Below are 25384 nucleotides of genomic sequence, written 5' to 3'. Positions count from 1 at the left end.
GTGCGACCCCCGGGGGCGCGGCGACGGTGGAGCGTCGCAGCGCCGCCGTTCGAGCGGACGGGGGCACCGGCGCGGGGGTCGCGCCGCCGACACGCGGGCGTCACGCGGCACCGGGCCGACCCCGCACCCTGGGTCTGACCCGGCCGATGGCCACGGGATGGCGGGCCGTCCGCAGGCTCTTCCCGACGCGGGGACGCGACGACGCCCGCGACCTCGCCGGGCCGGGCGGTTCCACCGCCCTGGTGCCGGTCGTGTCGGCCGTCGTGGTGGCGCGCGGCGAGCAGAACGAAGCGGCACCCGCGGCCGGTGACGGCACCGGTCGGACGAACACCGCCCCGGTCGTGCCGCATCCCGGCACGGCGCCGACGGCACAGCCCGGCGGTCCGACCGGCCACGGTGCGTCGGATCCGCGGGGCACTCGTACGACGCGCGAAGCGGACGGCCCCCCTGCCGCGTCCTCGTCATCCCGCGATGCCGAAGCGGGGCGGCCGGACGGGGGCGACCGCGTCACCGACGCCTCCGTCCGCGCCGTGCGGGCGGACGCCCGGCGGCGACTCGGACGGCTGGCGCCGCGTGGCCGCTCCTGGCGGCCTCCGGCGTGGGGGCTGATGGTCGCCGGGCTCGCCACCGGACTGGTGGCCGGGCTCGGCCACGGGATGCTGGCGCCCGTCGAGTACGAGGCGCGCGGCCACGTCGTCGTCCGGGCGTCCGAGGGCACGGACCCCGCGGCCGTCGTCGGCTTCGCTCAGGTCTACGGCCGGATCGCCGCCGAGCCAGCCGTCCTCTCGCCGCTGGGTGACCTGCCGGGCACCGTGCGGGCCGCCTCGTCACCGGACGCCCCGGTCGTCGAGATCACCGGGACGGCCGGGAGCCCCGCGGCGGCGGCGGCCGTCGCCAACAGGGTCGCCCCCGCACTGGTCGCCTACGGCAACGAAGCCGAGTCCATGACGGGCACGCGGCTCGCGGTCCTCGCGGCGGCGCAGCCGCCCTCGACCCCGTCCTCGCCCCCCGTCGCCGCGGCGGCGGGGGTGGGTGCCGCCAGCGGCACGCTGCTCGCTGCCCTGGCGCTGCTGGTGCGGCACCACCGCCGGGAGCACCGCCCGGTCGAGTCCGGGGCGCCGGAGTCCGGGCGGGTCGAGGCCGTCCTGTCGCGCCGCTCGGAGACGGCGACGCTGCCCGCTCCGACGCCCGCTCCGGTCGGCGAGCTCACCGGCTGACCGACGGGGCGGTCCGCGCGCTCGACCGGTTCCACGGTCGGGACCTCCCCGACCACGGCGCGCCGGTGGCCGGGGCCGGTGGCCGGTCCTGGCTGGTCCGCTGCGGCGTGCGCGTTCCCGCTCTCCGTCGTGCTCCGAGCGGACCCGCCGTATCCGCCGTATCCGCGCCCCGTTCGCCGCGGCGGGCCGTCGTCGTGGACGCGTGCCACCATGCTCGTATGTTGACCGCATCGCAGGTGGTGGACCGGGCGGACACCTACGGGGTCATGCCGCTGCTCACGCTCGCCGAGTTCTTCGACGGGAACGAGCAGGAGCAGTCGATCGCGCCGAACCAGTGGGGCTACGGCCGCCCGCCGCTCGCGGAACTGGCGGAGGCGGCCCGCGGCGTGGAGGCCATGCCGGAGGTCGCCTGGGTCCGTGTCCAGCTGCACTCGGAGACGCTCACCTCCGGTGAACTCGCCGGTGAGGCGCTCGCTGTCTGCACCACGGCGACGGAGAGCGAGGTCGAGCGGTGGATCGCCGGATGGGAGTCCGGCGGCCCCGTGGCAGGGCTGGTCGACACCTACGCCGAGGTCCCGGGGGTGCCGCCCGGTGCGCGGATCTGGTCCGTGGTCTGGGACTGAACGCCCCGGCACGGGCCCGAAGCGGAGCGCCGACCGGCGCCCGCCCCGCCCGGCCGCGCGATCAGCGGTCCGGCTCCGGACCCGCCGATTCCGCGGTCTCCGGCCCGGGGGCGTCCTGCGGGCCGGGCGCGTCGTCGGGCGCGGGCGGTTCCGAGGTGGGAACCGACGCCGGGGAGAGGGCGTCGCGGAACACCTCGGCCGACGCGGCGTTGCCGCGGCACCGCCAGACACCGTGCGGGCAGTAGTCGCTGATGCTGTGGTAGACCGGTCGGTGCTCGGCGATCCAGTCCAGCATTCTGCGCATGTACTCGGGATTGTCGCCGTTGCGGAACAGCCCCCATTCGGGGAACGAGATCGGCTTCCCCCGGGCGGCGGCCATGTCCACGTGGTATTGGAGGCCGTAGGGCTGGCGCACGTGGTCGTCGAAGTCCTCGCCGGGAGGCTGGTCGTAGGAATCCATTCCGATGATGTCGACATGGTCGTCGCCCGGATAGCAGTGCGCCCAGCCGATGGCGTCGGTTCCGCGGTTCGGCGCGAAGTCGAAGCGGAACTCCTGCCCGGGGACCTCCCGCATGGTGGTGACGACGGAGCGCCAGTACTGCTTCCACGCGGCGGGGTCGGGGGCGCACCGGTGGGTGTAGGTGGAGCCGTTCATCTCCCAGCCGAGGACGATCACCGTGTCGCCCAGGCCGAGTTCGACCAGTCGTTCCGCCAGCAGGCGGTAGTGGCCGTCGAAGGCGCCTCGCGCGCCGGCCCGCAGCATGCGGCGGACCTCGTGGTCGGGGACCGCGGCCTCGTTGCGCTCCGCCATCGGCACGTTGAGCACGAAGAGCCGGTCGGGGTCCTCCGCCCGCCACTCGGCCCACGGCCGCAGGAACTCCGGGCGTCCCTCGATGTTGGACCAGAGGTCGCCGGGGAGGTAGGTGCGTCCCACGTTGAGCGTGGTGCCGCCGAGCCACCGGCTCATCTCGGCTGCGCGTCGGATGCCGTCGGGGCCGGAGCCGAGGAAGACGCCGAAGGCGTCGTCGGCGACGGGCCCGGAGGGCGCCGCGCCCTCGCCGGAAGGGCCCTCCGCCGTCGCTTCCGCAGGCTGCGCCTCCTCCGCCGGCTCGGGGTTCGGTGCGGGAGGCCCCGGGGGTTCGTCCGGGGCCGCGCCGGGAGGCGGGGGCGCCGTGGTCGGGTCCGACGGTTTCGTCATGTCGGTCGCCCCCGGGGCGTCGGCTCTCCCCGGGGTGTCGGGCGGATTCGGTCGCGGTGTTTCCGCGCCGAGCGGGAGGACTGCCGCGAGAAAGGCGGACGCGGTGAGGGTGGCGATACCGGTGAGCATGCTCGGTCGTTTCTCCCCGTGCTGGTGCCGGCGCGACGCGCCGCGAATAGGGCGATTCATCAGATGATAAGCAGCCGATCTTCTTATTGGGCTGTGCGAACGCTTCTCTGACGACAGAACGATGAGTCGTCCACCCGTCAGGGTCATTGTCGGGAAGTATGCGTAGGCGTGCCCTCCCTGAATTCCGGAGTTCCCGCGCTGATTTTCCGACTCGATCGAAATCCCCTCCACCACGGCTCGCTCGGGGCTGTGCGGTCGCTCGGCCGCGCCGGTGTCGAGGTGCACGCGTTCACCGAGTCGCCGCGGGTGCCCCTCGCCCGCTCGGCCTACCTCCACCGGCCCCACCCGATGCCCGGCGCGTCGGCGGGGACGCGGGCCGCCGCGGACGAGGCCGCTGTCGCGGCGCTGGACCGCGCCGGCGCCCGCATCGGTCGGCGTGCGGTCCTGATCGCCATGGACGACCGCGCCGCCCTGCTCGCCGCACGTCTTCCCGAGCGGGTACGTTCCCGGTTCCTGCTGGCCGACGTCGGCCCCGCTCTCCCCGAACGGCTGGCGGACAAGTCCGAACTCGTCTCGCTCTGCTCGGAGTTCGGCATTGCGCACCCGAGGACCGAGCAACCGGAGAGCCTCGCCGAGGTCCGGCGTGCCGTCGCGCGGCTCGGACTTCCACTGATCGCCAAGTGGAGCCGCCCCTGGCGGCTCCCGCCGGACGCCGGGCTGCGCTCCACCACACCCGTGCGTTCCGAGGCCGAGGCGCTGAACCTGTACGAGCGCTCGGCGGAGGCCGGCTCGTCGCTGCTCCTGCAACGGCTGCTCCCGGGACGGCCCGGGGCGGACTGGTTCTTCCACGGCTGCTTCGGGGCCGACGGCCGGCTGCTGGCGGGCGGCACCGGACGGAAGGAGCTCTCCTGGCCCGTCGGCGCGGGCCTCACCGCCGCCGGCAGTTGGCTGCCGCACGCGCAGCTCACCCGCGACGCGATGCGGCTGGCGCAGCGGCTCGGGTACCGCGGCATCCTCGACCTCGACTTCCGGTGGGACCCGGACACGGGCGCCTACCACCTGCTGGACGCCAACCCCCGGCCCGGGGCGCAGTTCCGGCTCTTCACCGACCTCTCGGGGATCGACGTCGTGCGCGCGCTCCACCTGGACCTCACCGGCCGCTCGGTGCCCGACACCCGGCCGGTGCCCGGCCGCATGTTCGTCGCCGAGAACTACGCCCCGGTGTCGGCGCTGCTGACCGCGCGCAACCGGCGCGTCGGTCCGGCGCCCCGGCCGCCGATCCCCGGCCGCCGCTCGATCGAACCCGCCTGGTTCGCGCCGGACGATCTGGCGCCCTTCCTCGCCATGGCGGCGCACACCGCGCGGCGCGCGGCGCAGCGCCTCACGCTGCCCTCGGCCGGGGCCGTCCGCAGGCCGGCGGCCCCCTCCCACCGCGGTGCCGGGCGGCGGGTGCCGTCGGTCGGAACACCCGCGGTGCGCGCCACGGCCACCGGCCGACGTGCTGCCGGCCGTACCCCTGCCGGCGGCGGGGCGCCCGTCGCCGACGCCTCCCCCGAACCGAGTCCCACCGCGGCGCGGGCCGAACCGGCCCCGCCGTCCGCCCCCAGGTCGAACACGCCCGAGACCACGGGCACGTCAAGGAAAGTGAGCGGGGATTACTGATGCATGACCTCGTCGTGGTGGGCGCAGGCCCCTACGGACTGTCCATCGCCTCCCACGCCGCGGCAGCCGGGCTCGACATCCGGGTGCTGGGGCGACCCATGGCGAGTTGGCGGGACCACATGCCCGAGGGCATGTTCCTCAAGTCCGAGCCGTGGTCCTCCAACCTGTCCGACCCCGGGCAGCGCCACACCCTCTCGGCCTACTGCGCCCCGCGCGGCCTGCGGGCGGAGCACGCCTCCCCGCTGCCGATCCGCACCTTCAGCGACTACGGCATGTGGTTCGCGGACCAGTTGCAGCCGAGGGTCGAGGAGGTCACCGTGACCTCCGTCGCCCGTGCGGACGGCGGCTTCCAGGTCACGACCGCCGAGAACGGGACGATCCGCGCCCGGTCCGTGGTGCTGGCGATCGGGGTCATGCCGTTCGTCAACCGGCCCGGCCCGCTCCGTGGTCTGCCGCCCCAACTCGCCTCGCACAGCAGCGACCACGGTGACCTCTCCGGCTTCCTCGGTCTCGACGTCACCGTCGTCGGGGCGGGCCAGGCTGCGTTGGAGACCGCCGCGCTGCTCGCCGAGGCGGGCGCGCGTCCGCAGATCCTGGCACGAGCCGAACGCATCAACTGGAACACGCTGCCGCAGCCGCTGCGGCGGCCACCCCTCGCGTCCCTGCGTGAGCCGCACTCCGGGCTGGGCACCGGCTGGTCGAGCTGGGCGTGGTCCGAGCTGCCCTGGGCGGTGCGGCGCCTCCCGAGCTCACTGCGCGTGCGCATCGCGGACACCGCCTTGGGGCCGGCCGGGGCCTGGTGGCTCCGCGACCGGGTGGAGGGCGTGGTGCCCGCGTTCCTGTGCCGCAGCATCGTCTCGGCGGACGCCGCCAACGGCGGGGTCCGTCTGCGGGTGGCCGGTCCGGACGGCACTCGTCGCACCATGGAGACCGGGCACGTCGTGGCCGCCACGGGGTTCGTCCCCGAGCTGGACCGGCTGGCGATGCTCTCGCCGTCGCTGCGCGCCGGCGTCCGGACCACGCCGGGGTGCGGGGCGCCCTGGCTCGGCTCCGCCTTCGAGTCGTCGGTGCCGGGACTGTTCTTCGCCGGCCTGCTCAGCGCGCCGTCGTTCGGTCCCGCGATGCGGTTCGTGCACGGGGCGACGTTCACGGCGGGCCGACTGGTCCGCGGTGTGCGCCGTCACCTCGACACGCTCGGCTCGGCGGCCGGTGCGACGACGGCGCCGGCCGCACCCGGTGCGAACAGCGCCGCGGGCGTCGCCGGGGCCCGGGGTGCCGCCGGCCCCGTCTCACCGCGCGATGCGGGAGCACGGCCCGACGGCTCGCCGACACGTCATGCGGTCGCCCCGCACGTCACCGACGGGCAGGAGGACTCCCGCCCGGTCGGCTGAACCCACCCGGGAGGGGTCGCGTGCCCGGTGGGCGGCTCCCCGGCCTCGGCCGGCCGGCCGGTCGGGCGGGAACGGCGAACGGGGGCGTCGGCACTGTGCGTGCGACGCCCCCGTTCCGTCCGGCGACCTGACGTGCCCCCCTCGGGAAGTCCGTTCAGGCGGCGGCGCCGGCCAGCTTGCCGCCCAGCTCGCGGCCGAGGTGGGACGCGGCCTCGTGCGCCGAGGCGGCGGAGGCGTCCGCGGCCTCGATCAGACCGGACATCGCCGGGACGACGCGGGCCAGGGTCAGCTCGGGCACGATGAACTCGGGCTTCAGGCCCAGCACGGTGCCGAGGGCGTGGGTCAGGTACGGCACCGCGAAGTCGTTGCCCTCCTGCGGGGTGCCCGCCGCGTAGGAACCGCCGCGGCTGCTGACGACCGTGACGGGGGTGCCGGCGGCGCTGGGGTTCTCGGTGCCGCTGGTGCGACCCGGGAGGATCACGTGGTCCAGCCATGCCTTCAGCGTGGAGGGGATGGCGTAGTTGTAGAGGGGCGCGCCGATGAGGATCGCGTCGGCCTCCTCGAGCTCGCGGATCAGCTGGTCGCGCAGGGCCGCGGCGCTCTGCTGCTCGGCGGTGCGCTCCTCGGCGGGGACGAAGCCCGCGCCGTAGACGTCCGCGTCGATGTGCGGGACCGGCTCGGCGGCCAGGTCGCGGTGGATGACCGTGCCATCGGGGTGGACGGCCTCCCATGCCTCGCGGAAGCTGGCGGTCACGGCGCGGGAGACGGAGTTCTCGCGGGCCAGGGCCGAGTCGATGTGCAGCAGCGTTGCCATGGGGTGGTGCCTCCAATGCCATAAGTGAGTAGCTCTCACTGGGTGCGCTGCTATTAGTACCACAGAGACTTACTTTTCTGCATCTGCATCATGTTTTCCAGTAGGCTGGGGCCATGACTGAGATCGGGGCACGACGGGCGGCCGGCACCGACGAGGGAAGTGTGTGCCGGGAGCCGGCGGACGGCATACAGCGGGTCTTCTCCCTTCTGGGGAAGCGGTGGACCGGGCTCCTCATCGCTGCCCTGATCAACGGGCCGGGCGGCTTCGCCACGCTGCGGCGCTCTGTCCCGGGCATCAGTGAGCGCATGCTCTCCGATCGGTTGACGGAGCTGGCCGAGCTGGGGTTGGTGACCCGGGAAGTGGACGCCGGGCCGCCGCTGCGGGTCCAGTACCAGTTGACCGCCGCCGGTCATGCGCTTCGGCCGGCGATGCTGGAGCTGACCAGCTGGGCGGACCGTCACCTCGCGGACGGCGCCTCGGCCTGTCCCGAGGAGTTCAAGGGGAAGGGCTGAAGGGAGCGATTTCGGCCCCTGGTGGAGCGGGCGAGGGCTGGGAGGGTCGGGTCTGCGGCAGTCGCTTGGCTGCTGTCCGCCGCTGGGGTGCCGGTCCGGATCGGCCGTTCCGTTCTTGCTCCTGAGGCTCTCCGTTGTGGGCATGTTTCACGTGGAACATCGGAAGGGAATGCCCAGTGAGCAGCTGAACCGACTCCGCTCCGGTGATCGATTCGGCTGCGCGGTGAGGTGTGGGACCGGTCGGGTCGGCGGGGACGCGGCGACAGTGTCGGCCGGTGCCGGCCGTGGGCGCGATGTCCGGCAGTGAACGGTCCCGAAGTGGCAGCCTGCGGTGTGCCACGTAGCCTGTTGCCCGTGACCACCCCGGAAGACGCACAGCACCGGCCAGGCTCCAGCGACCCCCACGCCGAGGGCGTGGGGGGTCAGGCGGAGACGTCGCCCCAGTACCCCGGCACCTTCGGTGCCGGAGCGGCACCCTCCGCGGCGGTACCGGAGCAGAACGAGGCGGCGGATCGTGCCGCTACCGAACGGCTTGAGCAGGCGGTCCGTGCCGTCGAGACCGCGCTCATCGAGTACGAGATCGCCGTCGAGTCGTTCCGCATCGAGGTGGAGAACTTCGCCCGGTTGCACGAGGAGCGCCTCGGCCCGCTGCATCAGCGGCTCGAAGAGCTGGACGCGCTCATTGCGGAGACCGTCGCCGCGCAGACCGGTGACCCCGCCGACCGGCGTCGCGCCGAGGAGGCGCGGGCGCAGCTGCTGCCGATGCCGCAGCTCCCCGGCCTCTTCGAGGGGTGGTTGGAGGCCGAGGGAATCCGCTCCGACGCGGTGGCGATGCTGACCGGCCAGTCGGTCCAGCCGCCGCCGCGCGTCCGCCCCGGCGAGCAGGCACGCAAGCTCTTCCGGGAGCTGATGCGCGCGGCGCATCCGGACCTGGTGACCGACGAGACGGAACGCGGCCGTCGTGGCGCTTTCGTGGCTCGCGTTAACCAGGCATACGCCCGTGGTGACGTCGATGCGTTGCAGCGGCTCTTCGACGAGTGGAACGCGGGGCCCACCCCCGAGCCGACGCCCTTCACCCGCGCCGAGGAGCTCGCCGCCCGGCTGGAGTGGCTGGCTGCCCGAAAGGAGAGCCTCGCGGTCGAGGCCGCGGCGCTCGAAGCCGGGGCCGTGGGCTCCATGCTGCAACTGGCGCAGGACGACCCCGACGCCCTGCTGGAGGAGATCGCCGCCGATCTGCACCGCAAGATCGCGGAGCGCGAGGCGGAACTGAACCGGCTGCACCATGGCGCCACCACCACCACCGGCCAGACGGACGGCGGCTGGGACGGTGCCGGCGCGGCCGAGGCCGGTGGTGACCACCCCGACGCCGGTCGGCAGAGCTCCCATGGGGAACACGGGAACTGAGCTGAAGGCGTCCGACGGGGGAAGGGAGCAACGCCGCCACCCCGGTCGGGATGAGTAGGGTTCAGGGCATGAACTTCATGCAGGTGCCCACCGTCACCGTCGACTCCCTGCCCGCCGACGGTCTGCTCCTCGACGTACGCGAGTCCGAGGAGTGGGCCGCAGGACGTGCCGAGGGCGCGTTGCACATCCCCATGGGAGAGGTCGTGCAGCGCCTCGGCGAGATCAGTGACCGTGCCGACGGCGGCCGGGTCCATGTGATCTGCAAGGTCGGCGGCCGGTCCGCGCAGGTGACCGCCTACCTGGTCCAGCAGGGTGTCGACGCTGCCAACGTCGACGGCGGCATGCTGGCCTGGGCGGACGCCGGTCGGCCGATGCGGGGCGACCACGAGCAGCCGTTCGTGCTCTGACCACACTCCGACCCGCCCCGGGCCCGCGCGAACCGGTCCGGACGGCCGGAACGCGATCCGAGCCGCCCCGTCCCGGTCGGTGCCGGCCGGTATCCCCGGCCCGCCGGGCGGTGGACCGCCAAGCGGCCGGGCGCCGGTCCCGGGCCGGGCCCCACGGCGACGCTCCGGTGGCCGGGACCGGTCAGATCGCGGGTCGGCCGCCGTCGGCGAGCCGCACCGAGCCGTCGGCGGCGCGGGAGAGCGGAAGCTCGGCCTCCACGAGGTCCGCCGCCCGGCGGGTGCCGCCCTCCCGCCGCGCCTCCGCTCGCAGCGCGACCAGCCGTTCCCGCACGGCGGGGTCCTCCGCCACGTCCATCAGCGCGTCGCGCAGCACCGCCGGCGAGACGCTGTCCGAGTCCAGTCGCCGTGCCACGCCCAGCGAGACCAGCCGGTCCGCGTTCATGAACTGGTCGGTCGCCTGCGGGACGGCGACCATCGGGACCCCGTGGTGGAGCCCTTCCTTCGAGCCGCCCATCCCCGCGTGCGTGACGAAGGCGTCGGCGTGTGCCAGCACGGCCGGCTGGGGCACCCAGGAGTGCACCTCGACGTTGCCCGGGATCTCGCCGAGCAGGGCCGGGTCGGTCTGCTTGCCGATCTGCATCACGACGTACCAGTCCGGCAGGTCACCGAAGGCGGCCAGGCAGGTGCGGTAGAAGTCGGGGTGGTCGGTGAACGCCGACCCGAGCGAGACCAGCAGGAGTCTGCGGCCCTCCGCCGCCTCCGGACGCTGCCAGGCGTCGGCGGAGTCGCGGGCGCCGAGGCAGGCGCCGACGAACGAGTAGCGGGAAGCGTCGACGCGTTCCGCGTCGGGCTGCATGGCCCGGGGGATGACCGCGATGCTCCGCGGCGGCCGGCCGAGGAACGCGTCCGGGTCCGTCGTGACGGCACCGGTCGCCGTCAGCCACGCCTTGGCCTTGCGCTGGTAGGCGTCGGCACCCGGCTGGGACCGTAGCCACGCTCCCACCTCGTCCTCGTAGCCTTCCCAGGCCACCGACGCGGGGGACAGTTGGACCAGCCCCACGCCCTGGGTCTCGGCGAGGACCCGGAACGGGGCGCCGGCGATGTCCGACAGGTAGAGGTCCGGCCGGTCGGACGTGAAGTGCGGTCCCAACTGGGGCAGTACCTGGATCGCCTCGTCGAGGAAGAGATCCATCGCGGCGATCGGGGTCTCCGGCCAGTCCGACTCCGGCAGGATCGAGGTGTAGGGGACCAGCTCGGCCCCGGTTCCGGTGACGAGCTCGGCGACCCGTGGGTCGTTGGCGTAGCTGACGCGGTGGCCGCGTCGCACCAGCTCCCGGATGACCTCCAGGTGCGGGTAGACGTGGCTGACCGCCGGGATGGACAGCATGGCGATGTGCGCGGGGCGGGGGCGGGTCACTGGGGCTCCTCCTGCGTCGTACGGCGGGCGTCACGGGGGACACCAAGGATAGTACGAGACGTATCGTCTCGTGCTGGTCGCGGTCACCGATGTCCCGCCTCTCAGCTGCCGTCGTCGGGCGCTCCGCTCCCGCGGCTTCGGGCGATCTTGTCCGGCCGGGTCGTGGCGCATAGGGTCGCCCGCGTGACCCAGGGCGCACGGCAGAGACGGTTCATGATCGGTGACGGAACCCGCGACGACACGGTCGGCGGCGACGCGGGCCGCGACGACACCGTCGGCGGCGACGCGGCCGGTCCGGGCACGGGGCAGCCGGCGCCGATGACCAGGCAGTGGCTCGCCGAACTGGACCTCTCGGCCGTCTCCCCCGCCGAGTTCGCCGCGCTCGCCGGCCGCCTCACGGACGAGGAGGTCGCCGACCTCGCCACCGACCAGGTGCTCCGCAAACGGGTGTTGGACGAGGTGTTCGCACGGATGCCCTCTCAGCTCCGCGCGGAGGCCGCCGCAGAGCTCACGGCGCTCGTCCGCTGGGAGATCACCGGTGTCACCACCGAGACCTACGAGGTGAGGGTGGACGCCGGGCGGTGCGTCGTCCGGGCGGGAGCCTCCGAGGCAGCGCCGCGGACCACCCTGACCCTCGGCGACCTGGAGTTCCTCCGGCTGACCTCGGGCGCCGCCAACCCCTTCGCGCTCTACCTGGCCCGTCGGGTGCGGGTGGCGGGAGACCTCGCGCTCGCGGCCGGCATGTCCAGGCTCTTCGTCGTGCCGACGGTCGACTGAGCCGCGTCGACCGGGACGCTCCCCGACACGCCGGAGACCCACGGCCGGGGCACGGCCGCCGTGGCGGTGCCCGGACATACGCAGCCGTCGTGCGGGATGACCCGCGCGGCGCGGGGGCGCACGGCCCCCTGGTCGCGCTCGGCCGAACGCGGTCAACCCTCTGCTCGCGGTGCGTCGGCGGGACCGCCGGCACCGGAGTGCTAGCGTGCCTCGAATCGGACATCGCGCCCCATGTCGGTCAGGTGGGTCGCCCAGCGGTGAACCCTAGGGAGCCGGACCATGGCACGGACCGTACTGATCACCGGCGGCAGCAGCGGTATCGGCCTCGCGGCGGCCCGGCGGTTCGCCTCCGACGGCGACCGCGTGGTGATCACCGGTCGCCACGAGGACCGCGTCCGGTCGGCGGCGGACGAGAGCGGCGCCGAGGGCGTCGTCTGCGACAGCACCGACCCGGCACAGGTGGCGCGACTGGCGGAGACGATCGGCGACGAACTCGACGTGCTGGTGAACTCGGCCGGTGGGCTGCCGGAGTTCACCGCCTCCGCCCACTCCCGGCTGGAGACCACCCTCGCCGAGTGGAACGCAGCCATCAGCAAGAACCTGCTCACCGCCGTCCTCACCACGACCGCGGTGCGCGACCGGCTGCTCGCCTCTCCGAACGGAACCGTCATCTCGCTCGGCGCCATCGGAGCCGACCACGGTGCGGGCTCCTACGGCGCCGCTAAGGCGGCGCTGGCGGCCTGGAACGTCGTGCTCTCCTCCCTGCTCGGGCCGAAGGGCGTCACCAGCAACGTCATCGCCGCGGGGTTCGTCGACGACACCAACCTCTTCCACGGCAGGATGACCGACAGCAGGCGCCAGGGGCTGGTCGAGGAGACTCACGACAAGCGTCCCGGCGCCGTGGACGACATCGCCGCCACCATCCACTTCCTCGCGTCGCCCGGTGCCCGCCACATCACCGGGCAGACCATCCACGTCAACGGCGGCGCCCACACGACCCGCTGACCCGCCCAGCCGCGCGTCCGCGACCCGCTGAGCCACCCGGCCGCCCGCACACCGCGGGCGACCGCGTGCGCCACCCCACCCGCGGTGCGCCCGTTCGGCCCGACGGGCGCCCTGGGGGGTGCCGCGACCGGCTGGCGAGCGTCAGCCGTCAGCGCGGGGCGGCCGGTCGGCCCGACGGCAGAGGTAGCGGGCGAAGACCCGCCCCCGGTAGTCGCTGCGCAGTACCTCGAACCCCGAACGCTCCAGCATCGGTTCCAGCAACCAACGGAACGTGGAGAACTCGGTGCGCAGGTGCTCGGCGTAGTCCTCGGCGGTGTATCCGTCCGACGGGTCCACGGCGGCTGCGCCGGCGACCCACTGCCGGAACAGCGGCTCGGCCTCGTCCGGTGAGCAGTCGTACACCAGGTCCGTGAGAATCAGCAGCCCGCCGGGGCGCAGCAGGTCGGCGATCCGCCGCAACGCGACCGCCTTCCACACGTCGGGCAGTTGGTGCAGCGCGTGCCGCGTGTGGACGGCGTCGGCCGGTGCGCCCTCGTGCTCGTAGCCGAGGAACCCGGCGCGGACCTGGCGCAGGTTGGTGAGGCCCTCGGCCGCCGCGGCCCGCGCGAGGTGGTCCTGCATGGCGGGGGAGACGTCCACCGCGACCACCGAGCCGAAGGCGTGGGCCGCCGCGAGGGCGAACTGCCCCGTACCGGAGCCCAGGTCGACCACGGTCGCCCGCGGACCGATGCCGTGTTCGCGCAGCGCTGCGATCTCCGCCGCCGGGTCGGGGCGGCCCTGCTTCCGGTCGAATCCCGCCACGAAGGCGGGGTCGAGGTGCTCCGCTCCGGCGAACGCCGACTCGTCCGGGCGGAAGGACAGCGGCCCGCCGATGCCGGAGCCTCCGCCGACTCCCGCCGCGGTGGGCGGGTGCGCAGGCGGCGGCGGTGCGGTGACGGGGCCGGGAGGCGCGTCCGGCGGTCCGGATGCGGGCGGGCGCGGTGGGGTGGCGGGTGCGGTGGCCGTTCCGGCGGCCGAGCGTCCCCCGTCGTCCCGGGGCTCCGGGCCCGGGGCACGGCCCGGGCCGGCGGCGATTGCCGGTGCGATGGGCGCCACCGGGCCGGGTGACGCGGGACGGCCGGGCGCCGGCTCCGCGGACGGTCGGGCCACCGACGCCGTCCCGTCCTCCGCCTCCTCCGGAACGATCGCCGCCACCGGCCCCGCCGTCTCCGGCCGGGCACGGGACACGGCCGGCCGGTCGGGCGTCTCGGCGCCGTGGTCCGGTCCGCCCGGCACCGCGGCGCCGGACGAGCCGTCCACGACACAGAACCGGTTGCCCTCGGTGTCCGCCAGCACCACGAAATCGGCGTCGGCCGGATAGTGCTTCCAGGGCACCGCCTCGGCGCCCAGTGACACCAGGCGGTCGACCTCCGACCGCTGCTCGGCGGCGTCCCGGACGTGCAGGTCGAGGTGGAGGTGGGGGAACTCCGGCGCGGGGCGGTCGCTCACGTCCATGGCCAGTCCCGGACCCAGGCCGTCGGGCGGCAGCAGCACCACCCAGGCATCCGGGTCGTCCGGGTCGCGTTCGACGTAGCCGAGCGCCGACTTCCAGAACTCGGCGGCCCGACGATCGTCGGCACACCCCAGCACGATCATGTCCAGGCTCAGCACGTGCGCTCCTCTCCGCGCCCGGCCCGCCGCTCGAAGGGGGTCCGGCCGCGTGACCGACCGTCACGTCAGCCTAGGTACGGCACCACGCGCCCGCACGTCCATATCGCGCCGTCCGCCTGCCCCGGGCGGTCTGCCATGGGGCGCGCGCCTCACCCCGCAGCCCGCGGCCCACCGTCGGCGCTCCCACCGCCATCCGGGCGACGCGGCGGGTCGGCCGGCCCCAGGGTCGGCGGAGTGCGGAGTGCGGAGTGCGGAGTGCGGCGACGCGGCGCGGTACCGGGAGGGTGCGACGGGGCGGTGCCGGCCGTGGTCCCGCTACGGCTGCGCGGTCTCCGGGATCACCTCGGCGGCGGGAGGCGGGCCGGGCGGGGTCCCGTCACCGAACGGCGTACCCCCGAGCCGCTCCCGGTGGTGCGGCGTCAACCAGCCGGAGAGTTCCGGCCCGGCGGGAACGATTCGCGTCGGGTTGATGCCGGTGTGAACCCGGTAGTAGTGGCGCTTGATGTGGTCGAAGTCGACCGTGTCGCCGAACCCGGGGGTCTGGTAGAGGTCGCGCACGTAGCCCCAGAGCACCGGGTCCTCGGACAGCTTGTTGCGGTTGCACTTGAAGTGACCGTGGTACACGGCGTCGAAGCGGACCAGTGTCGTGAACAGCCGGATGTCCGCCTCGGTGATGTGTTCCCCGACCAGGTACCTGCGGTCCGCAAGCCGCGCCGACAGCAGGTCCAGCCTGCGGAAGACGTCGGCGTACGCGGTCTCGTACTCGCGCTGCGAGGTCGCGAAACCAGCCCGGTAGACGCCGTTGTTGACGTCCCGGTAGACACCGTCCATCACCTCGTCGATCTCCGCCCGCGCAGCCTCGGGGTAGAGGTCCGGTGCGCCCGCGCGCTGGAACCCGGCCCATTCCGTCGCCAGGTCCAGGGTCAGCTGCTGGAAGTCATTGGTGACGAGCTTCCCGCTCGGGACGTCGACGATCGCGGGGACGCTGACGCCGCCCGGGTAGTCACTCTCCCGTGCGTCGTAGGCCTCGTGGAGGAACCCGATGCCCAGGACCGGGTCCCGGTCGTCCGGGTCGAGGGTGAAGCGCCAGCTGCGGTCGTCCTGGATCGGGTCGGCCACCCCCAGGGAGATGGCGTCCTCCAACCCCAACAGCCGTCGGGAGACCAGCGCGCGGCTCGCCCACGGGCAGGCACGGCTCACGACCAGGCGGTACCGGCCCGGCTCCACCGGCCAGCCGTCGCGACCGTCGGCGGTGATCCGGTCGGCGAAGTGGCTGCGGGAACGCTTGAACTTCTTCCGCCCGTAAGAGGTGTTCCCGTCGTTCTCGCTGCTGCTGCTGTCGGAGGCTCGGGTGTCCGGGCCGGTGCTGGTCTGCCGGTCGTCGGTCATCGCGCTTTCCTCGCATTCGCTCGTCGTCAGGGCTCGCCACGGGCCGGTCGTCCGCGCCGGCGGGCTGTCCGCCGTCTCAGGTGGCGTCCCCGCCGGTCGCGGCGCGGCCGTGCAGCCATTCGCCGGGACCGGAACGGGACGCCCTCCTCCACGGTCGGCCGAACCCCGCTGTCGCGCACCCGGACGCGGTCCGGCAGCCGCCGCCCGGGTCGGTGTCCCCGGCCCGGGGTGCCCCGCCGCGGGACGGCGCACCCGGGGGCGGGCCGTCGTGCCGTCGGCGGGCAGCACACTGCGACGTGCCGGACGTCGGGCCCGGTCATCCGGGCCGGTCATCCGGGCGCGCGGCGACCGGACCGGCACGGCCGGCCGCGGTGTCCTCCGGGCCGCATGCCCGTTCGGGAGCCGACCAACCGGTGGCGGACGGCCCACCGGTCCGAAGCAGGCTGCCGACGCCCCGCCTGCGGTGTCAGACCGCCAGCCGCCGCAGCCGTTCGACGGCCTCCGACAAGACCTCGGGCCGCTTGCAGAACGCGAAACGCACCTGGGTGCGACCGGCCTCCGCGTCGTCGTGGAACACGGCGTTGGGGACGGCGACCACTCCGCAGCGTTCGGGCAGGGCGAGGCAGAACTCCACGCCGTCCTTCTCGCCGAGCGGTGCGATGTCGGTGGTGACGAAGTAGGTGCCCGCGGAGGGGTGCACGGTGAAGCCTGCCTCCCGCAGTCCCGCGGAGAGCTGGTCCCGCCGGGCGCGCAGCTCCTCCCGAAGCCCGCTGAAGTAAGCGTCCGGCAGCCGCAACGCCTCGGCCACCGCGTACTGGAACGGACCGGCGCTGACGTACGTCAGGAACTGCTTCGTGGTGCGGACCGCGGCGATGAGCGCGGGAACGGCCGTCACCCACCCGACCTTCCAGCCGGTGAAGGAGAACGTCTTGCCGGCGGAGGAGATGGAGACCGTGCGCTCCCGCATCCCCGGCAGTGAGACCAACGGAACGTGTTCGCCGTCGAAGACGAGGTGCTCGTAGACCTCGTCGGTGACGACCAGCAGGTCCCGTTCGACGGCGAGCTCCGCGATGGCCTCCGCCTCGGCGCGGCTGAGGACCATGCCGGTCGGGTTGTGCGGGGAGTTGAGCAGCAGCAGACGCGTCCGGTCGGTGACCTTGGCCCGCAGCGCGTCGATGTCGGGGCGGAAGTCGGGCGCGTGCAGGGTGAGCGGCACCCGGACGGCGCCGGCCATCGCGATACCGGCGGTGTAGGAGTCGTAGTACGGCTCGAAGGCGATGACCTCGTCACCCGGTTCCAGCAGCGCGAGCAGCGTCGCCGCCAGTGCCTCGGTCGCGCCGGCGGTGACCAGCACCTCGGAGTCGGGATCCCAACGCACCCCGTGGAACCGGAGCTGGTGCTCGGCGATCGCCTGCCGCAGTTCGGGGATGCCCGGGCCGGGTGGGTACTGGTTGCCGCGCCCGTCGCGGAGGGCCCGGACGGCAGCCTCGCGGACCACTTCGGGCCCATCGGAGTCGGGGAACCCCTGCCCGAGGTTGATGGCACCCGTCTCGGCGGCGAGCGCAGTCATCCGCGCGAAGATCGTGGTGCCCAGGCCGTCGAGCCTGCGGTTCAGCAACGGACGGTCGCTCATCTTTCACCGGTCCTCGTGGTCGGCGGGGCGCTCGTGCCGGCGGGGCCCGCTGCGGTCCCGCGTCGTGGTCGGCCCATCCTCCTCCATCGCGGGCCGGCGCGGCGAGGGCACGCCACCGCGTTCGTCGTGCGACCTCCCGTTGCCGTCCGCTCGGCAGCGGGCCTCGCGGGCGAGGGGCCGGAGCCGGGGTGGGGCGGACGGTGGTGAGGACCGGTCGGGACGGTGGTGAGCGCCTCCACCGCGCGGGCGGCCCCGGCGTCGCGTCATGCGTCGAAATCGATCGCCACCTCGGCGGTGAGCGGACGGGACTGGCAGGCCAGCACGTAGCCGTCGGCCACTTCCTCCGGTTCCAGCGCGTAGTTCCGGTCCATGCCCACCTCGCCGCGCACGAGATGCGCGCGACAGGTGCCGCAGACACCGCCCTTGCAGGCGTAGGGCGCGTCGGAACGGTTGCGCAGCACGGTCTCCAGCAGCGTTTCACCCGACCGCATCGGCCAGGTCCCCGAGCGGCCGTCCAGCGTGGCGGTGGCCCGGGAGCCCGCGGCGGTGACCGCCTTCGGCGGGCGCTCCACAGCGGGGGCGGCGTCGGCGTGGAAGAGCTCGGTGTGGACGCGGCGACGGTCGACCCCCGCCTCCCGCAGCGCGCCGCGTGCCGCTTCCACCAGCCCCAGCGGTCCGCACAGGTACCAGCCGGCGACGTCGGGCAGGGTCTCTCCGAGCAGGGACGGCAGGAGTGCCGCTATCCGAGGGGCGTCCAGGCGACCGGTGGCGAGGCCGGCCTGCTGCTCCTCCCTGGAGAACGCGTGCGCCAGCTGGAGACGGCTCGGGCAGCGGTCCTTGAGGTCCGCGAACTCCTCCAGGAACATCGTGCTCGCGGCGGAACGATCGCACCGGAGCACCGTGAACCGCGCCGCCGGCTCCCGGGCCAGCAGCGTCGCGGCCATGCTGAGCACGGGGGTGACACCGCTGCCGCCCACGATCGCCACGTACCGGCCCGGCGCGGGGGGCAGGACGAACCGGCCGGTCGGCGGCATCACGTGCAGGGTGTCGCCGACCTTCAGCTCCTTGACGACGTGCGCCGAGAACACCCCGCCGTCGATGTGCCGCACCCCGACGGTGAGGTGTGCCGGCCCCGGGGCGTCGGCGGGGGGTGCCGCCGAGCAGATGGAGTAGTTGCGACGCAGCTCCTCGCCGACCTCGGGAGTGTGGCGGAACGTGAGGTGCTGGCCGGGCACATGACGGAACGTGTCCCGCAGCTCGGGCGGCACGTCGAGGGTCACCGCGACCGAGTCCTCGGTGAGGTGGTCGAGCCGGCTCACGGTCAGCGGATGGAAGATCACCTCTACAACTCCTTGACGTGGTCGAACGGCTCGCGACAGGTGTCGCAGCGCCGCAGTGCCTTGCACGCGGTGGAGGAGAAGCGGCTCAGCAGCGTGGTGTCGGTGGAGCCGCAGCGCGGGCAACGGATGGTGAGCGTCAGCCCGACCGGGCCCCCCTCGGCGTGCCCGGTGGGCCGGGGCGGTGCGATCCCCGCGGCAGAGAGCTTGTGGCGGCCTTCCACGGTGATGTCGTCGGTGGACCAGGCCGGGCTGAGGACCGTGCGGACGGTGACCTCCGTGGCGCCCGCCTGCCGGAGTGCGGTCTCGAGGTCCGTCGCCATCGTCTCCAGCGCGGGGCACCCGGTGTAGGTGGGGGTGATGTCGACCCGAACCCGCACCCGGGCCGCCGGGGGTGCGTCGGGGGGGTGCGAGGAGGTGTCGTCCTGGTCCGTGGGGCGGTCGATCCGCAGCTCACGGAGGACCCCGAGTTCGGCGAGGGTCAGTACCGGCAGTTCCGGGTCGGGCACCGTCGCTGCTGCCGCACGCAGCGTCGCGTCGTCGGGAGGGGCGGTCCGCGGGGTCACCATGTCGCCCCCGGGTGGCTCCGGTGCAGGTGCTGCATCTCGGCGAGCAGGAAGCCGAAGGATTCGGTGTGCACGCCCTGCCGACCGCCGCCGGCGGTCCACGCGTCGGCGTCGGGGCCTTCGGGAAGCGTCAGGGTCGCCGCCGCGAGGACGGTCTCCAGCGCGGTGAGCCACTGGGCGCGGAGGGCGGGTTCGTCGAGCGGCAGTCCGGGGATGGGCACGAACAGTTCGCCGGTGTGGCGCCACATCACCTCGATTCCCCGCCGCATCCGCGTGCGGGACTCGTCGGTCCCGTCGCCGAGGCGCAGCGTCCACTCCCAGGCGTGGTCCCGGTGGTAGGCCGTCTCCTTGACCGCCTTGGCGGCCAGTTCGCGGATCGGGGTCGGACAGTCGGGGGAGCCGGCGACGGCCGTCCAGCGGATCTCCTGCGCCACGGAGAAGTAGAGCTGCCGGGCGATGGTGTGCGCGAAGTCGCCGTTGGGCTGTTCCACCAACTGGATGTTGTGGAAGGCACGCTCCTCCCGGAGGAAGGCCAGCTCGTCCTCGTTCCCGACGAGGGAGAACAGAGTGCGGGCCTGTCCGAGCAGGTCGAGCGAGATGTTGGCGAGCGCGACGTCCTCTTCGAGAGCGGGGGCGTGGCCGGTCCACTCCGCGAGGCGGTGGGAGAGGATCAGGGCGTCGTCGCCGAGCATCAGCGCGGCGGTGGCGTCCTCGCCGACGAGCCGTGCCGGTTCACTCGGCGAGGTGGCGGCGGGCGCTGCGGGGGGAGGGCTTCCGGCGGTCACAGGTGCTTCACCCCCTCAGGTATCGCGTAGAAGGTCGGATGCCGGTAGGTCTTGTCGCCGGACGGCTCGAAGAACGGGTCCTTCTCGTCGGGGGACGAGGCGGTGACGGATTCGGCGGGGACCACCCAGATGGAGACCCCCTCGCCCCGGCGGGTGTAGAGGTCGCGCGCGTTGCGCAGGGCCATTTCGGCGTCCGGGGCGTGGAGGCTGCCGGCGTGGGTGTGGGAGAGCCCACGGCGGCTGCGCACGAACACCTCCCACAGCGGCCAGTGCGTGGTCATGTGGTGGTGGCTCCGTTCTGGGGGGCGTGGCGGGGTGTGGGGCTGCTGACGGCGGGCGGGGGGCCAGGGGGCTCGGTGGCACGTGCCCGGCGCTTGACCGCGTGGGCGGAGGCCGCCTCCCTCACCCAGGCGCCGTCGTCGTGGGCGCGCCGTCGTTGGTCGATGCGCTGCTCGTTGCAGGGGCCGTTGCCCTTGAGGACCTGCGAGAACTCGTCCCAGTCGATGGCGCCGAAGTCGTGGTGGCCACGTTGCTCGTTCCACCGCAGGTCCGGATCGGGGAGGGTGAGACCCAGCGATGCGGCCTGCGGTACGCAGATGTCCACGAACCGCTGACGGAGCTCGTCGTTGGAGTGGCGCTTGATCTTCCACGCCATGGACTGGGCGGAGTGCGCCGACCGGTCGTCCGGGGGGCCGAACATCATCAGGGACGGCCACCACCAGCGGTCGACGGCGTCCTGGGCCATGGCGTGCTGGGCCTCGGTGCCGTGGCTGAGGGCAAGGAGGAGCTCGTACCCCTGACGCTGGTGGAAGGACTCCTCCTTGCAGATGCGCACCATGGCACGGGCGTAGGGACCGTAGGAGCAGCGGCAGAGCGGCACCTGGTTGGTGATGGCCGCTCCGTCGACCAGCCAGCCGATGGCACCGACATCGGCCCAGGTGAGCGTCGGGTAGTTGAAGATCGAGGAGTACCGCTGTCTGCCGGCGTGCAGTTTGTCCAGCAGTTCGTCGCGGCTGACGCCGAGGGTCTCCGCCGCGCTGTACAGGTACAGGCCGTGCCCCGCTTCGTCCTGCACCTTGGCGATGAGGATCGCCTTGCGTCGGAGGGACGGTGCCCTGGTGATCCAGTTCGCCTCGGGCTGCATGCCGATGATTTCCGAGTGCGCGTGCTGGGCTATCTGGCGGACGAGGGTCGCCCGGTAGGCGTCCGGCATCCAGTCGCGGGGTTCGATGCGCTCCTCGGCCGCGACGGCGGCGTCGAAGGCGCGCTCCAATTCGGAGGGGCCGGGGCTCCGCTGTTCCGCGGGTGGGGCGGTGGTCATCTGCGGGCCCTCTCGTCGGCGTCTGTGCGGGTGCGGCGTTGGGGTGCGGCGGGCGCGGCGGTCCTGGCGGCTGGTTCGCCCTGGCGGGCGCCGAGCTCGTGGCGTCCTCGGTGGGGCGGTGGGAGCCACGCTGCGGTTCGTGTGGAGTTGTCGATGCCCGGCCTGCGCTGCGGTCGGTCGCTGTCGTCCGAGGCGCGATCCCGACCGACCGACCGATCGTTCGGTTCAATGGTGGGTGGGCCCGCGGGCGGTGTCAAGGGAGTCACTCGTTCAGCGGTACGCAAAGGGTGCCGCCGGTGGCCAGGATGGTTGCCGTGACTCTCCGTAGTTGTTTGGGGGGTTGTGGTGGTCGGAGAGTGAGGGCGGAGAGTGAGGGCGGAGCAAGAGGGTGAGGAGCTGTCCGCGGACGGGACAGCCTGCGAAGAGGGGCAGTGACGGGCCCGGCGCGTGAGCCGGGTCGCGGGGTGGCCGGGCGGCCACCGTCAGGGCCGAAGGGCGGGGGACGCGGCGGGTTCATCGGCGGTACCGTGCTGTGGTCCAGGAGGGACCTGGAACCGCAGTCGTGGGGGACCGTTCGAGAGCATGGAGCCACCGGAGAAACCTGAGGAGCCCACCGGGGGAGACGACCCCGGAACCGGGGTGCGTGGCGCGGCGGCGGGCCCCGCCCTCCCCGCAGCCCGGGAAGCGGCGGAAGCAGCCGCACCGGCGCACCCCGACGAGGGCGGGGTGGCGACAGGGGCGCCCCCGCAGGATGCCGGGCCCGGGGGCGCCGGGGCCGTGCCGCCCGGTGACCGGCCGGCTGGCGCACCCCGACCAGTGGGCGGTACGGACGAGCGGTCGCCGAACCCCGACCCCCTGACGACCGAGAACTTCGTCTTCGCCCGCCTGGGGTGGCCGGCGAGGATCACCATCGCCCTGACCGTCGGCCTGGTGACGGTGCTCGGCCTCTGGCACATAGCCATGGGGTTCCTCTACGTCGCGCCCGCCAACACCCTGTCCAAGGAGTACGCGTCCGTCATCCGCGACGGCTACTCGAACCCCGAGTTCGAGCAGAACTGGAAGCTCTTCGCCCCCAACCCGCTCCAGTCCGACATCGCGGTGGAGGCCCGAGCCGAGTTCGAGGACGAGACCGGTAGCGTGCGGACCACCGACTGGATCAGCCTCACCGCGATGGACATCGAGGGCATCCGCTACAACCTGCTCCCCAGTCACACCGCCCACAACACCCTGCGCCGCGGGTGGGACAGCTACACCAACACCCTCGACGAGGACGGTCGTCCGGTCGGGGCCCGCGGTGAACGAGCCACCGTCTACGTCCACCGTATCGCCCTGCTCCGACTCAGCACGATCATGGACATCGAACCGGTGAACCGTCTCCAGCTCAGGTCGGCGGTCACTCCGCTCGCCACCCCGCCCTGGGACGACCGCACCGTCAACACCGAGACGATCCACGAGGAGCAGGACTGGCGTACCGTCCTGCCACGCGACCTGCCCCGGGGCAGTCTCGCGGGAGACGCGGACCTCCCGCCGCCGAACCCGGCGCGCGAGGCCGGGAGCACGGACGACACCGACCCCACGGACGGCAACGGCGCCCCCGCTGACGGCGAGAGCGCCGCGGGTGACGCCGGGAGCGTCGGGGAGGAGTCCGGCTCCCCGGACAGCGGACGGACCACGTCCGGCACCGTCGAAGCCCAGGAGGGCGAGTCATGAGCCCGCCCCCGCCACCGTCCGAACGGACGGCTGACGTCCCCCCGCCGTCGCCCTTCGCCGATCTGGGCAAAAAGTTCGACTCCGCGCTCGCCCGCGGCCTCGGCAACATCACCCGCCGGGCGCTCGGCCCCCACCAGACCGCCGTGGTCCGCATCGGGTTCGCCTTCACCTGGCTGTTCTACCTCGTCCGGGAGTTCCCCCACCGGCACGAGCTGTACGGGCCGGACAGCCCGTGGGGCTTCGACCTGGCCGAGCAGATGATCTCCGGCAGCGGCGCGTTCTCCGTGCTGATGTGGAGCGACGGCCGACTGTGGTTCGAGTTCGTCTACCTCATGGCCGTACTGGCCGCCGTCGGTCTGCTCCTCGGCTGGCGCACCCGGGTCATGTCCGTGCTCTTCATGATCGGGGTGCTGTCCCTCCAGAACCGCTCCATCTTCATGGGGGACGGCGGCGACAACGTCATCAAGCTGATGGCCATGTACCTCGTCCTGCTGCGCTGCGGCCAGGTGTGGTCGCTCGACGCACGCCGAAAGGCGCGACGAGCCCCGGAGCCCGGGCCGGACCCGACCGGGATCGCCCTGTGGGCCGTCGCCGGCCTCGCGCTCGCCGTCACGACCGGGGGCGGGCTGCTCGACGGCTGGGTGTGGCAGCTCTGCCTCTGGGGCCTCTGGCTCGTCTTCGGCGCGTGGTGGGTGGTGGAGCGTCATTGGCCGGGCGAGCCGCGTCTGGTCTTCGACGTCCTGGCCAACCTCGTGCACAACATGGGTCTGCTGATCGTCATGGCACAGGTCTGCCTGATCTACGCGACGGCCGGCTGGTACAAGATCCAGGGCACCAGGTGGCAGGACGGCACCGCCGTCTACTACCCGATGAACCTTGACTACTTCACGCCGTTCCCCGAACTGTCGCAGGCGCTCACCGGCAACGGGATCCTCGTGATGATCATGACCTACGGGACGGTCTTCATCCAGGTCGCCTTCCCGTTCGCCCTGCTCAACCGCAAGGTCAAGAACGTCCTGCTCGCGGTGATGATCGCGGAGCACATCGGCATCGCGGTGCTGATGGGACTGCCGTTCTTCTCCCTGGCCATGATCGCCATGGACATCGTCTTCCTGCCGACCGCGTTCCTGCTGTGGCTGGGCTATCGGACCCGGCGCGCGACGGCGCCCCTGTCCGGCTTCGCCGGGCGCAGAGGGCGACGAGGCGAGCCCGACCCGGAGGGCCCGGAGGGCGTCTCCCCCGCGCAGCCGACGGCCGGCGGGACCCTGCCGGCCGCGGCCGTCCCGCGGGCCGACACCGTTACCGGTTCGGGGGCGGCTCCTCCCGGGGTCACGGCGGCTTCGGAACCAGCGCACGCCACGACCACGACCACGACCGCCGGCTCCGCCGCCGGGACCACCGGGCCGCCCGCTGGACTGCCCGCCCAGTCACGCACCGGCGACGCGACCGCCGAGCGGGCGGACGCCTCGGACCGTCCGGGGCCGGACACGTGAGCGCGCGGGAGGAGACCGGCGACACCACGGCCGAGTGGCGGCGCCTCACCGCACGACCGGGGCCAACGGCCCCTGTCCATCTCGACGGCTTCCACGCGCTGAAGCACGCGCTGCGCTTCGACGCCGCCGTACAGCTCGCCGTCACCACCGACCGGACGGCGACCCTGGCGCTCGCGGCGGAGCTGGCCCCCGAGTTGACGACCCGGCTCGACGCCCTGCTGCGGGACGTCACCTCGGCCGAGCTCGCCCGCCTGGTGACGCGGCCCCACCCGACGGGGGTCGCTGCGCTCGCGGCCAGGCCGCCCGTGCCGCCGGCGGACCGGGCACGGACGGCTCCGCTGGTGGTCCTCGACAACCCGAGGCACCTCGGGAACACCGGCGCGGTGATCCGCCTCGCGGCGGGGGCCGGGGCGGCCGGCGTGCTGACCACCGGCACGGTCGACCCCTGGAACCCGGGCGTGGTGCGTGCCGCCGCAGGACTGCACTACGCGCTGCCCGTCGCGAGGTGCGAGGTGGCCGAGCTGCCGACCGGCCCGATGTTCGCCCTGGACCCGGAGGGCGTCGACATCAGGGACCTCGTCGTCCCGGACGACGCGCTGCTCGCCTTCGGCTCGGAACGCCACGGGCTCAGTGCCGCAGCCCGGGCGCGCGCGGACCACCTGGTGTCGCTGCCCATGCGGCCCCTGGTGTCGAGCTACAACCTCGCCACCAGCGTCTCGATGGCGCTCTACCACTGGCTCGCCCGGCAGCCCCGTGGGCGAGGCGCCCCCGGGGCGGACACCGGGGGAGGCCCCTCGGAGGCGCGACCGCCCGGCTGACGGTGCGCCCCCGCGGCGCCGGACCCGCACGCTCCCGCACTGGACCGCACTGGACCGCACCGCGCGGTGGCGCGCGGCGTGGAGGCTGCCGGCGTGGGTGTGGGAGAGCCCACGGCGGCTGCGCAC

General features: G+C 73.7%; 23 protein-coding genes. 12 read left to right on the top strand and 11 right to left on the bottom strand.

Annotated features, from left to right (window positions below; all coding sequences use genetic code 11):
* A partial coding sequence (locus HCJ92_RS09465) for a hypothetical protein (RefSeq protein ID WP_209310912.1) occupies positions 1-1217 on the top strand: 1217 nt, incomplete at its 5' end.
* 218 nt (positions 1218-1435) lie between these two features.
* Positions 1436-1840, top strand: a complete 405-nt coding sequence (locus HCJ92_RS09460; protein WP_167933027.1) for a hypothetical protein — start codon at positions 1436-1438, stop codon at positions 1838-1840.
* A 61-nt stretch (positions 1841-1901) separates the two neighbouring features.
* Here the strand turns inward: HCJ92_RS09460 and HCJ92_RS09455 are convergent, their stop codons facing one another.
* Positions 1902-3038: a glycoside hydrolase family 26 protein gene (locus HCJ92_RS09455; protein WP_209310911.1), complete on the bottom strand. Its 1137-nt coding sequence runs from the start codon at positions 3036-3038 to the stop codon at positions 1902-1904.
* Positions 3039-3416: 378 nt separating this feature from the next.
* On the opposite strand from HCJ92_RS09455, the gene HCJ92_RS09450 reads away from it, so the two are divergent.
* The gene (locus HCJ92_RS09450) at positions 3417-4829 is read left to right on the top strand and encodes an ATP-grasp domain-containing protein (protein WP_167933025.1); all 1413 of its coding nucleotides are present in this window, start codon (positions 3417-3419) and stop codon (positions 4827-4829) included.
* Positions 4829-6220, top strand: a complete 1392-nt coding sequence (locus HCJ92_RS09445) for an NAD(P)-binding domain-containing protein (RefSeq protein WP_167933024.1) — start codon at positions 4829-4831, stop codon at positions 6218-6220. The genes HCJ92_RS09450 and HCJ92_RS09445 overlap by 1 nt, the downstream gene beginning before the upstream one ends.
* Before the next feature lie 154 nt (positions 6221-6374).
* On the opposite strand, the gene HCJ92_RS09440 is transcribed toward HCJ92_RS09445, so the two are convergent.
* Positions 6375-7034 (bottom strand): FMN-dependent NADH-azoreductase, encoded by a 660-nt coding sequence (locus HCJ92_RS09440; RefSeq protein ID WP_167933023.1) that lies wholly within the window; start codon positions 7032-7034, stop codon positions 6375-6377.
* A gap of 113 nt (positions 7035-7147) precedes the next feature.
* Here HCJ92_RS09440 and HCJ92_RS09435 point away from each other — a divergent pair, with 113 nt between their 5' ends.
* The 3 genes from HCJ92_RS09435 (at position 7148) to HCJ92_RS09425 (ending at position 9357) form a co-directional block, all read left to right on the top strand.
* Positions 7148-7546, top strand: a complete 399-nt coding sequence (locus HCJ92_RS09435) for a winged helix-turn-helix transcriptional regulator (protein WP_167933022.1) — start codon at positions 7148-7150, stop codon at positions 7544-7546.
* 354 nt (positions 7547-7900) lie between these two features.
* Positions 7901-8950, top strand: coding sequence for a hypothetical protein (locus HCJ92_RS09430; RefSeq protein WP_209310910.1), 1050 nt, complete (start codon positions 7901-7903; stop codon positions 8948-8950).
* A gap of 68 nt (positions 8951-9018) precedes the next feature.
* Complete coding sequence (locus tag HCJ92_RS09425) at positions 9019-9357, top strand: rhodanese-like domain-containing protein (protein WP_167933021.1); 339 nt, start codon at positions 9019-9021, stop codon at positions 9355-9357.
* 181 nt (positions 9358-9538) lie between these two features.
* Here HCJ92_RS09425 and HCJ92_RS09420 read toward each other — a convergent pair whose 3' ends face one another.
* Positions 9539-10744 (bottom strand): macrolide family glycosyltransferase, encoded by a 1206-nt coding sequence (locus tag HCJ92_RS09420; protein ID WP_167933033.1) that lies wholly within the window; start codon positions 10742-10744, stop codon positions 9539-9541.
* A 243-nt stretch (positions 10745-10987) separates the two neighbouring features.
* Between HCJ92_RS09420 and HCJ92_RS09415 the strand changes: the two genes are divergently transcribed.
* Both HCJ92_RS09415 and HCJ92_RS09410 read left to right on the top strand, forming a co-directional pair.
* Positions 10988-11551: an SCP2 sterol-binding domain-containing protein gene (locus tag HCJ92_RS09415; RefSeq protein ID WP_245240730.1), complete on the top strand. Its 564-nt coding sequence runs from the start codon at positions 10988-10990 to the stop codon at positions 11549-11551.
* A 279-nt stretch (positions 11552-11830) separates the two neighbouring features.
* Positions 11831-12556, top strand: a complete 726-nt coding sequence (locus HCJ92_RS09410) for an SDR family NAD(P)-dependent oxidoreductase (protein ID WP_167933020.1) — start codon at positions 11831-11833, stop codon at positions 12554-12556.
* A 141-nt stretch (positions 12557-12697) separates the two neighbouring features.
* Here the strand turns inward: HCJ92_RS09410 and HCJ92_RS25580 are convergent, their stop codons facing one another.
* The 8 genes from HCJ92_RS25580 to paaA all read right to left on the bottom strand — a co-directional run bounded on the left by HCJ92_RS25580 (position 12698) and on the right by paaA (position 21237).
* Complete coding sequence (locus HCJ92_RS25580; RefSeq protein ID WP_209310909.1) at positions 12698-14206, bottom strand: VOC family protein; 1509 nt, start codon at positions 14204-14206, stop codon at positions 12698-12700.
* 315 nt (positions 14207-14521) lie between these two features.
* A complete protein-coding gene (locus HCJ92_RS09395) occupies positions 14522-15595 on the bottom strand; it encodes a glutathione S-transferase family protein (protein ID WP_167933019.1) in 1074 nt (357 codons plus the stop codon).
* 466 nt (positions 15596-16061) lie between these two features.
* Positions 16062-17228: a pyridoxal phosphate-dependent aminotransferase gene (locus tag HCJ92_RS09390; RefSeq protein WP_167933018.1), complete on the bottom strand. Its 1167-nt coding sequence runs from the start codon at positions 17226-17228 to the stop codon at positions 16062-16064.
* A 263-nt stretch (positions 17229-17491) separates the two neighbouring features.
* Positions 17492-18565 (bottom strand): 2Fe-2S iron-sulfur cluster-binding protein, encoded by a 1074-nt coding sequence (locus HCJ92_RS09385; protein ID WP_167933030.1) that lies wholly within the window; start codon positions 18563-18565, stop codon positions 17492-17494.
* A 5-nt stretch (positions 18566-18570) separates the two neighbouring features.
* Positions 18571-19134: a 1,2-phenylacetyl-CoA epoxidase subunit PaaD gene (paaD, locus tag HCJ92_RS09380; RefSeq protein WP_167933017.1), complete on the bottom strand. Its 564-nt coding sequence runs from the start codon at positions 19132-19134 to the stop codon at positions 18571-18573.
* Positions 19128-19823, bottom strand: coding sequence for a 1,2-phenylacetyl-CoA epoxidase subunit PaaC (paaC, locus tag HCJ92_RS09375; RefSeq protein WP_167933029.1), 696 nt, complete (start codon positions 19821-19823; stop codon positions 19128-19130). Before paaC ends, paaD begins: the two co-directional genes overlap by 7 nt.
* 89 nt (positions 19824-19912) lie before the next feature.
* Complete coding sequence (gene paaB, locus HCJ92_RS09370) at positions 19913-20197, bottom strand: 1,2-phenylacetyl-CoA epoxidase subunit PaaB (RefSeq protein ID WP_167933016.1); 285 nt, start codon at positions 20195-20197, stop codon at positions 19913-19915.
* A complete protein-coding gene (paaA, locus tag HCJ92_RS09365; protein WP_167933015.1) occupies positions 20194-21237 on the bottom strand; it encodes a 1,2-phenylacetyl-CoA epoxidase subunit PaaA in 1044 nt (347 codons plus the stop codon). The genes paaB and paaA overlap by 4 nt, the downstream gene beginning before the upstream one ends.
* Positions 21238-22053: 816 nt before the next feature.
* Here paaA and HCJ92_RS09360 point away from each other — a divergent pair.
* Genes HCJ92_RS09360 through HCJ92_RS09350 form a run of 3 tightly spaced genes read left to right on the top strand, consistent with a single transcriptional unit; the run spans position 22054 to position 25258 of the window.
* Positions 22054-22947 carry a DUF5819 family protein gene (locus tag HCJ92_RS09360; protein ID WP_167933014.1) on the top strand — a complete coding sequence of 298 codons (894 nt, stop codon included), beginning with the start codon at positions 22054-22056 and terminating at the stop codon, positions 22945-22947.
* Positions 22944-24440 carry an HTTM domain-containing protein gene (locus HCJ92_RS09355; protein ID WP_209310908.1) on the top strand — a complete coding sequence of 499 codons (1497 nt, stop codon included), beginning with the start codon at positions 22944-22946 and terminating at the stop codon, positions 24438-24440. The genes HCJ92_RS09360 and HCJ92_RS09355 overlap by 4 nt, the downstream gene beginning before the upstream one ends.
* Complete coding sequence (locus HCJ92_RS09350; RefSeq protein WP_167933013.1) at positions 24437-25258, top strand: TrmH family RNA methyltransferase; 822 nt, start codon at positions 24437-24439, stop codon at positions 25256-25258. Before HCJ92_RS09355 ends, HCJ92_RS09350 begins: the two co-directional genes overlap by 4 nt.
* Positions 25259-25384: the final 126 nt, after the last annotated feature.

It is taken from the genome of Streptomyces spiramenti, from assembly GCF_012034385.1.
In the GTDB taxonomy this organism is placed as follows: Bacteria; Actinomycetota; Actinomycetes; order Streptomycetales; family Streptomycetaceae; genus Streptomyces; species Streptomyces spiramenti.
The sequence above is the reverse complement of the archived record's forward strand: the minus strand, read 5'-3'. Positions and strand labels throughout refer to the sequence as shown.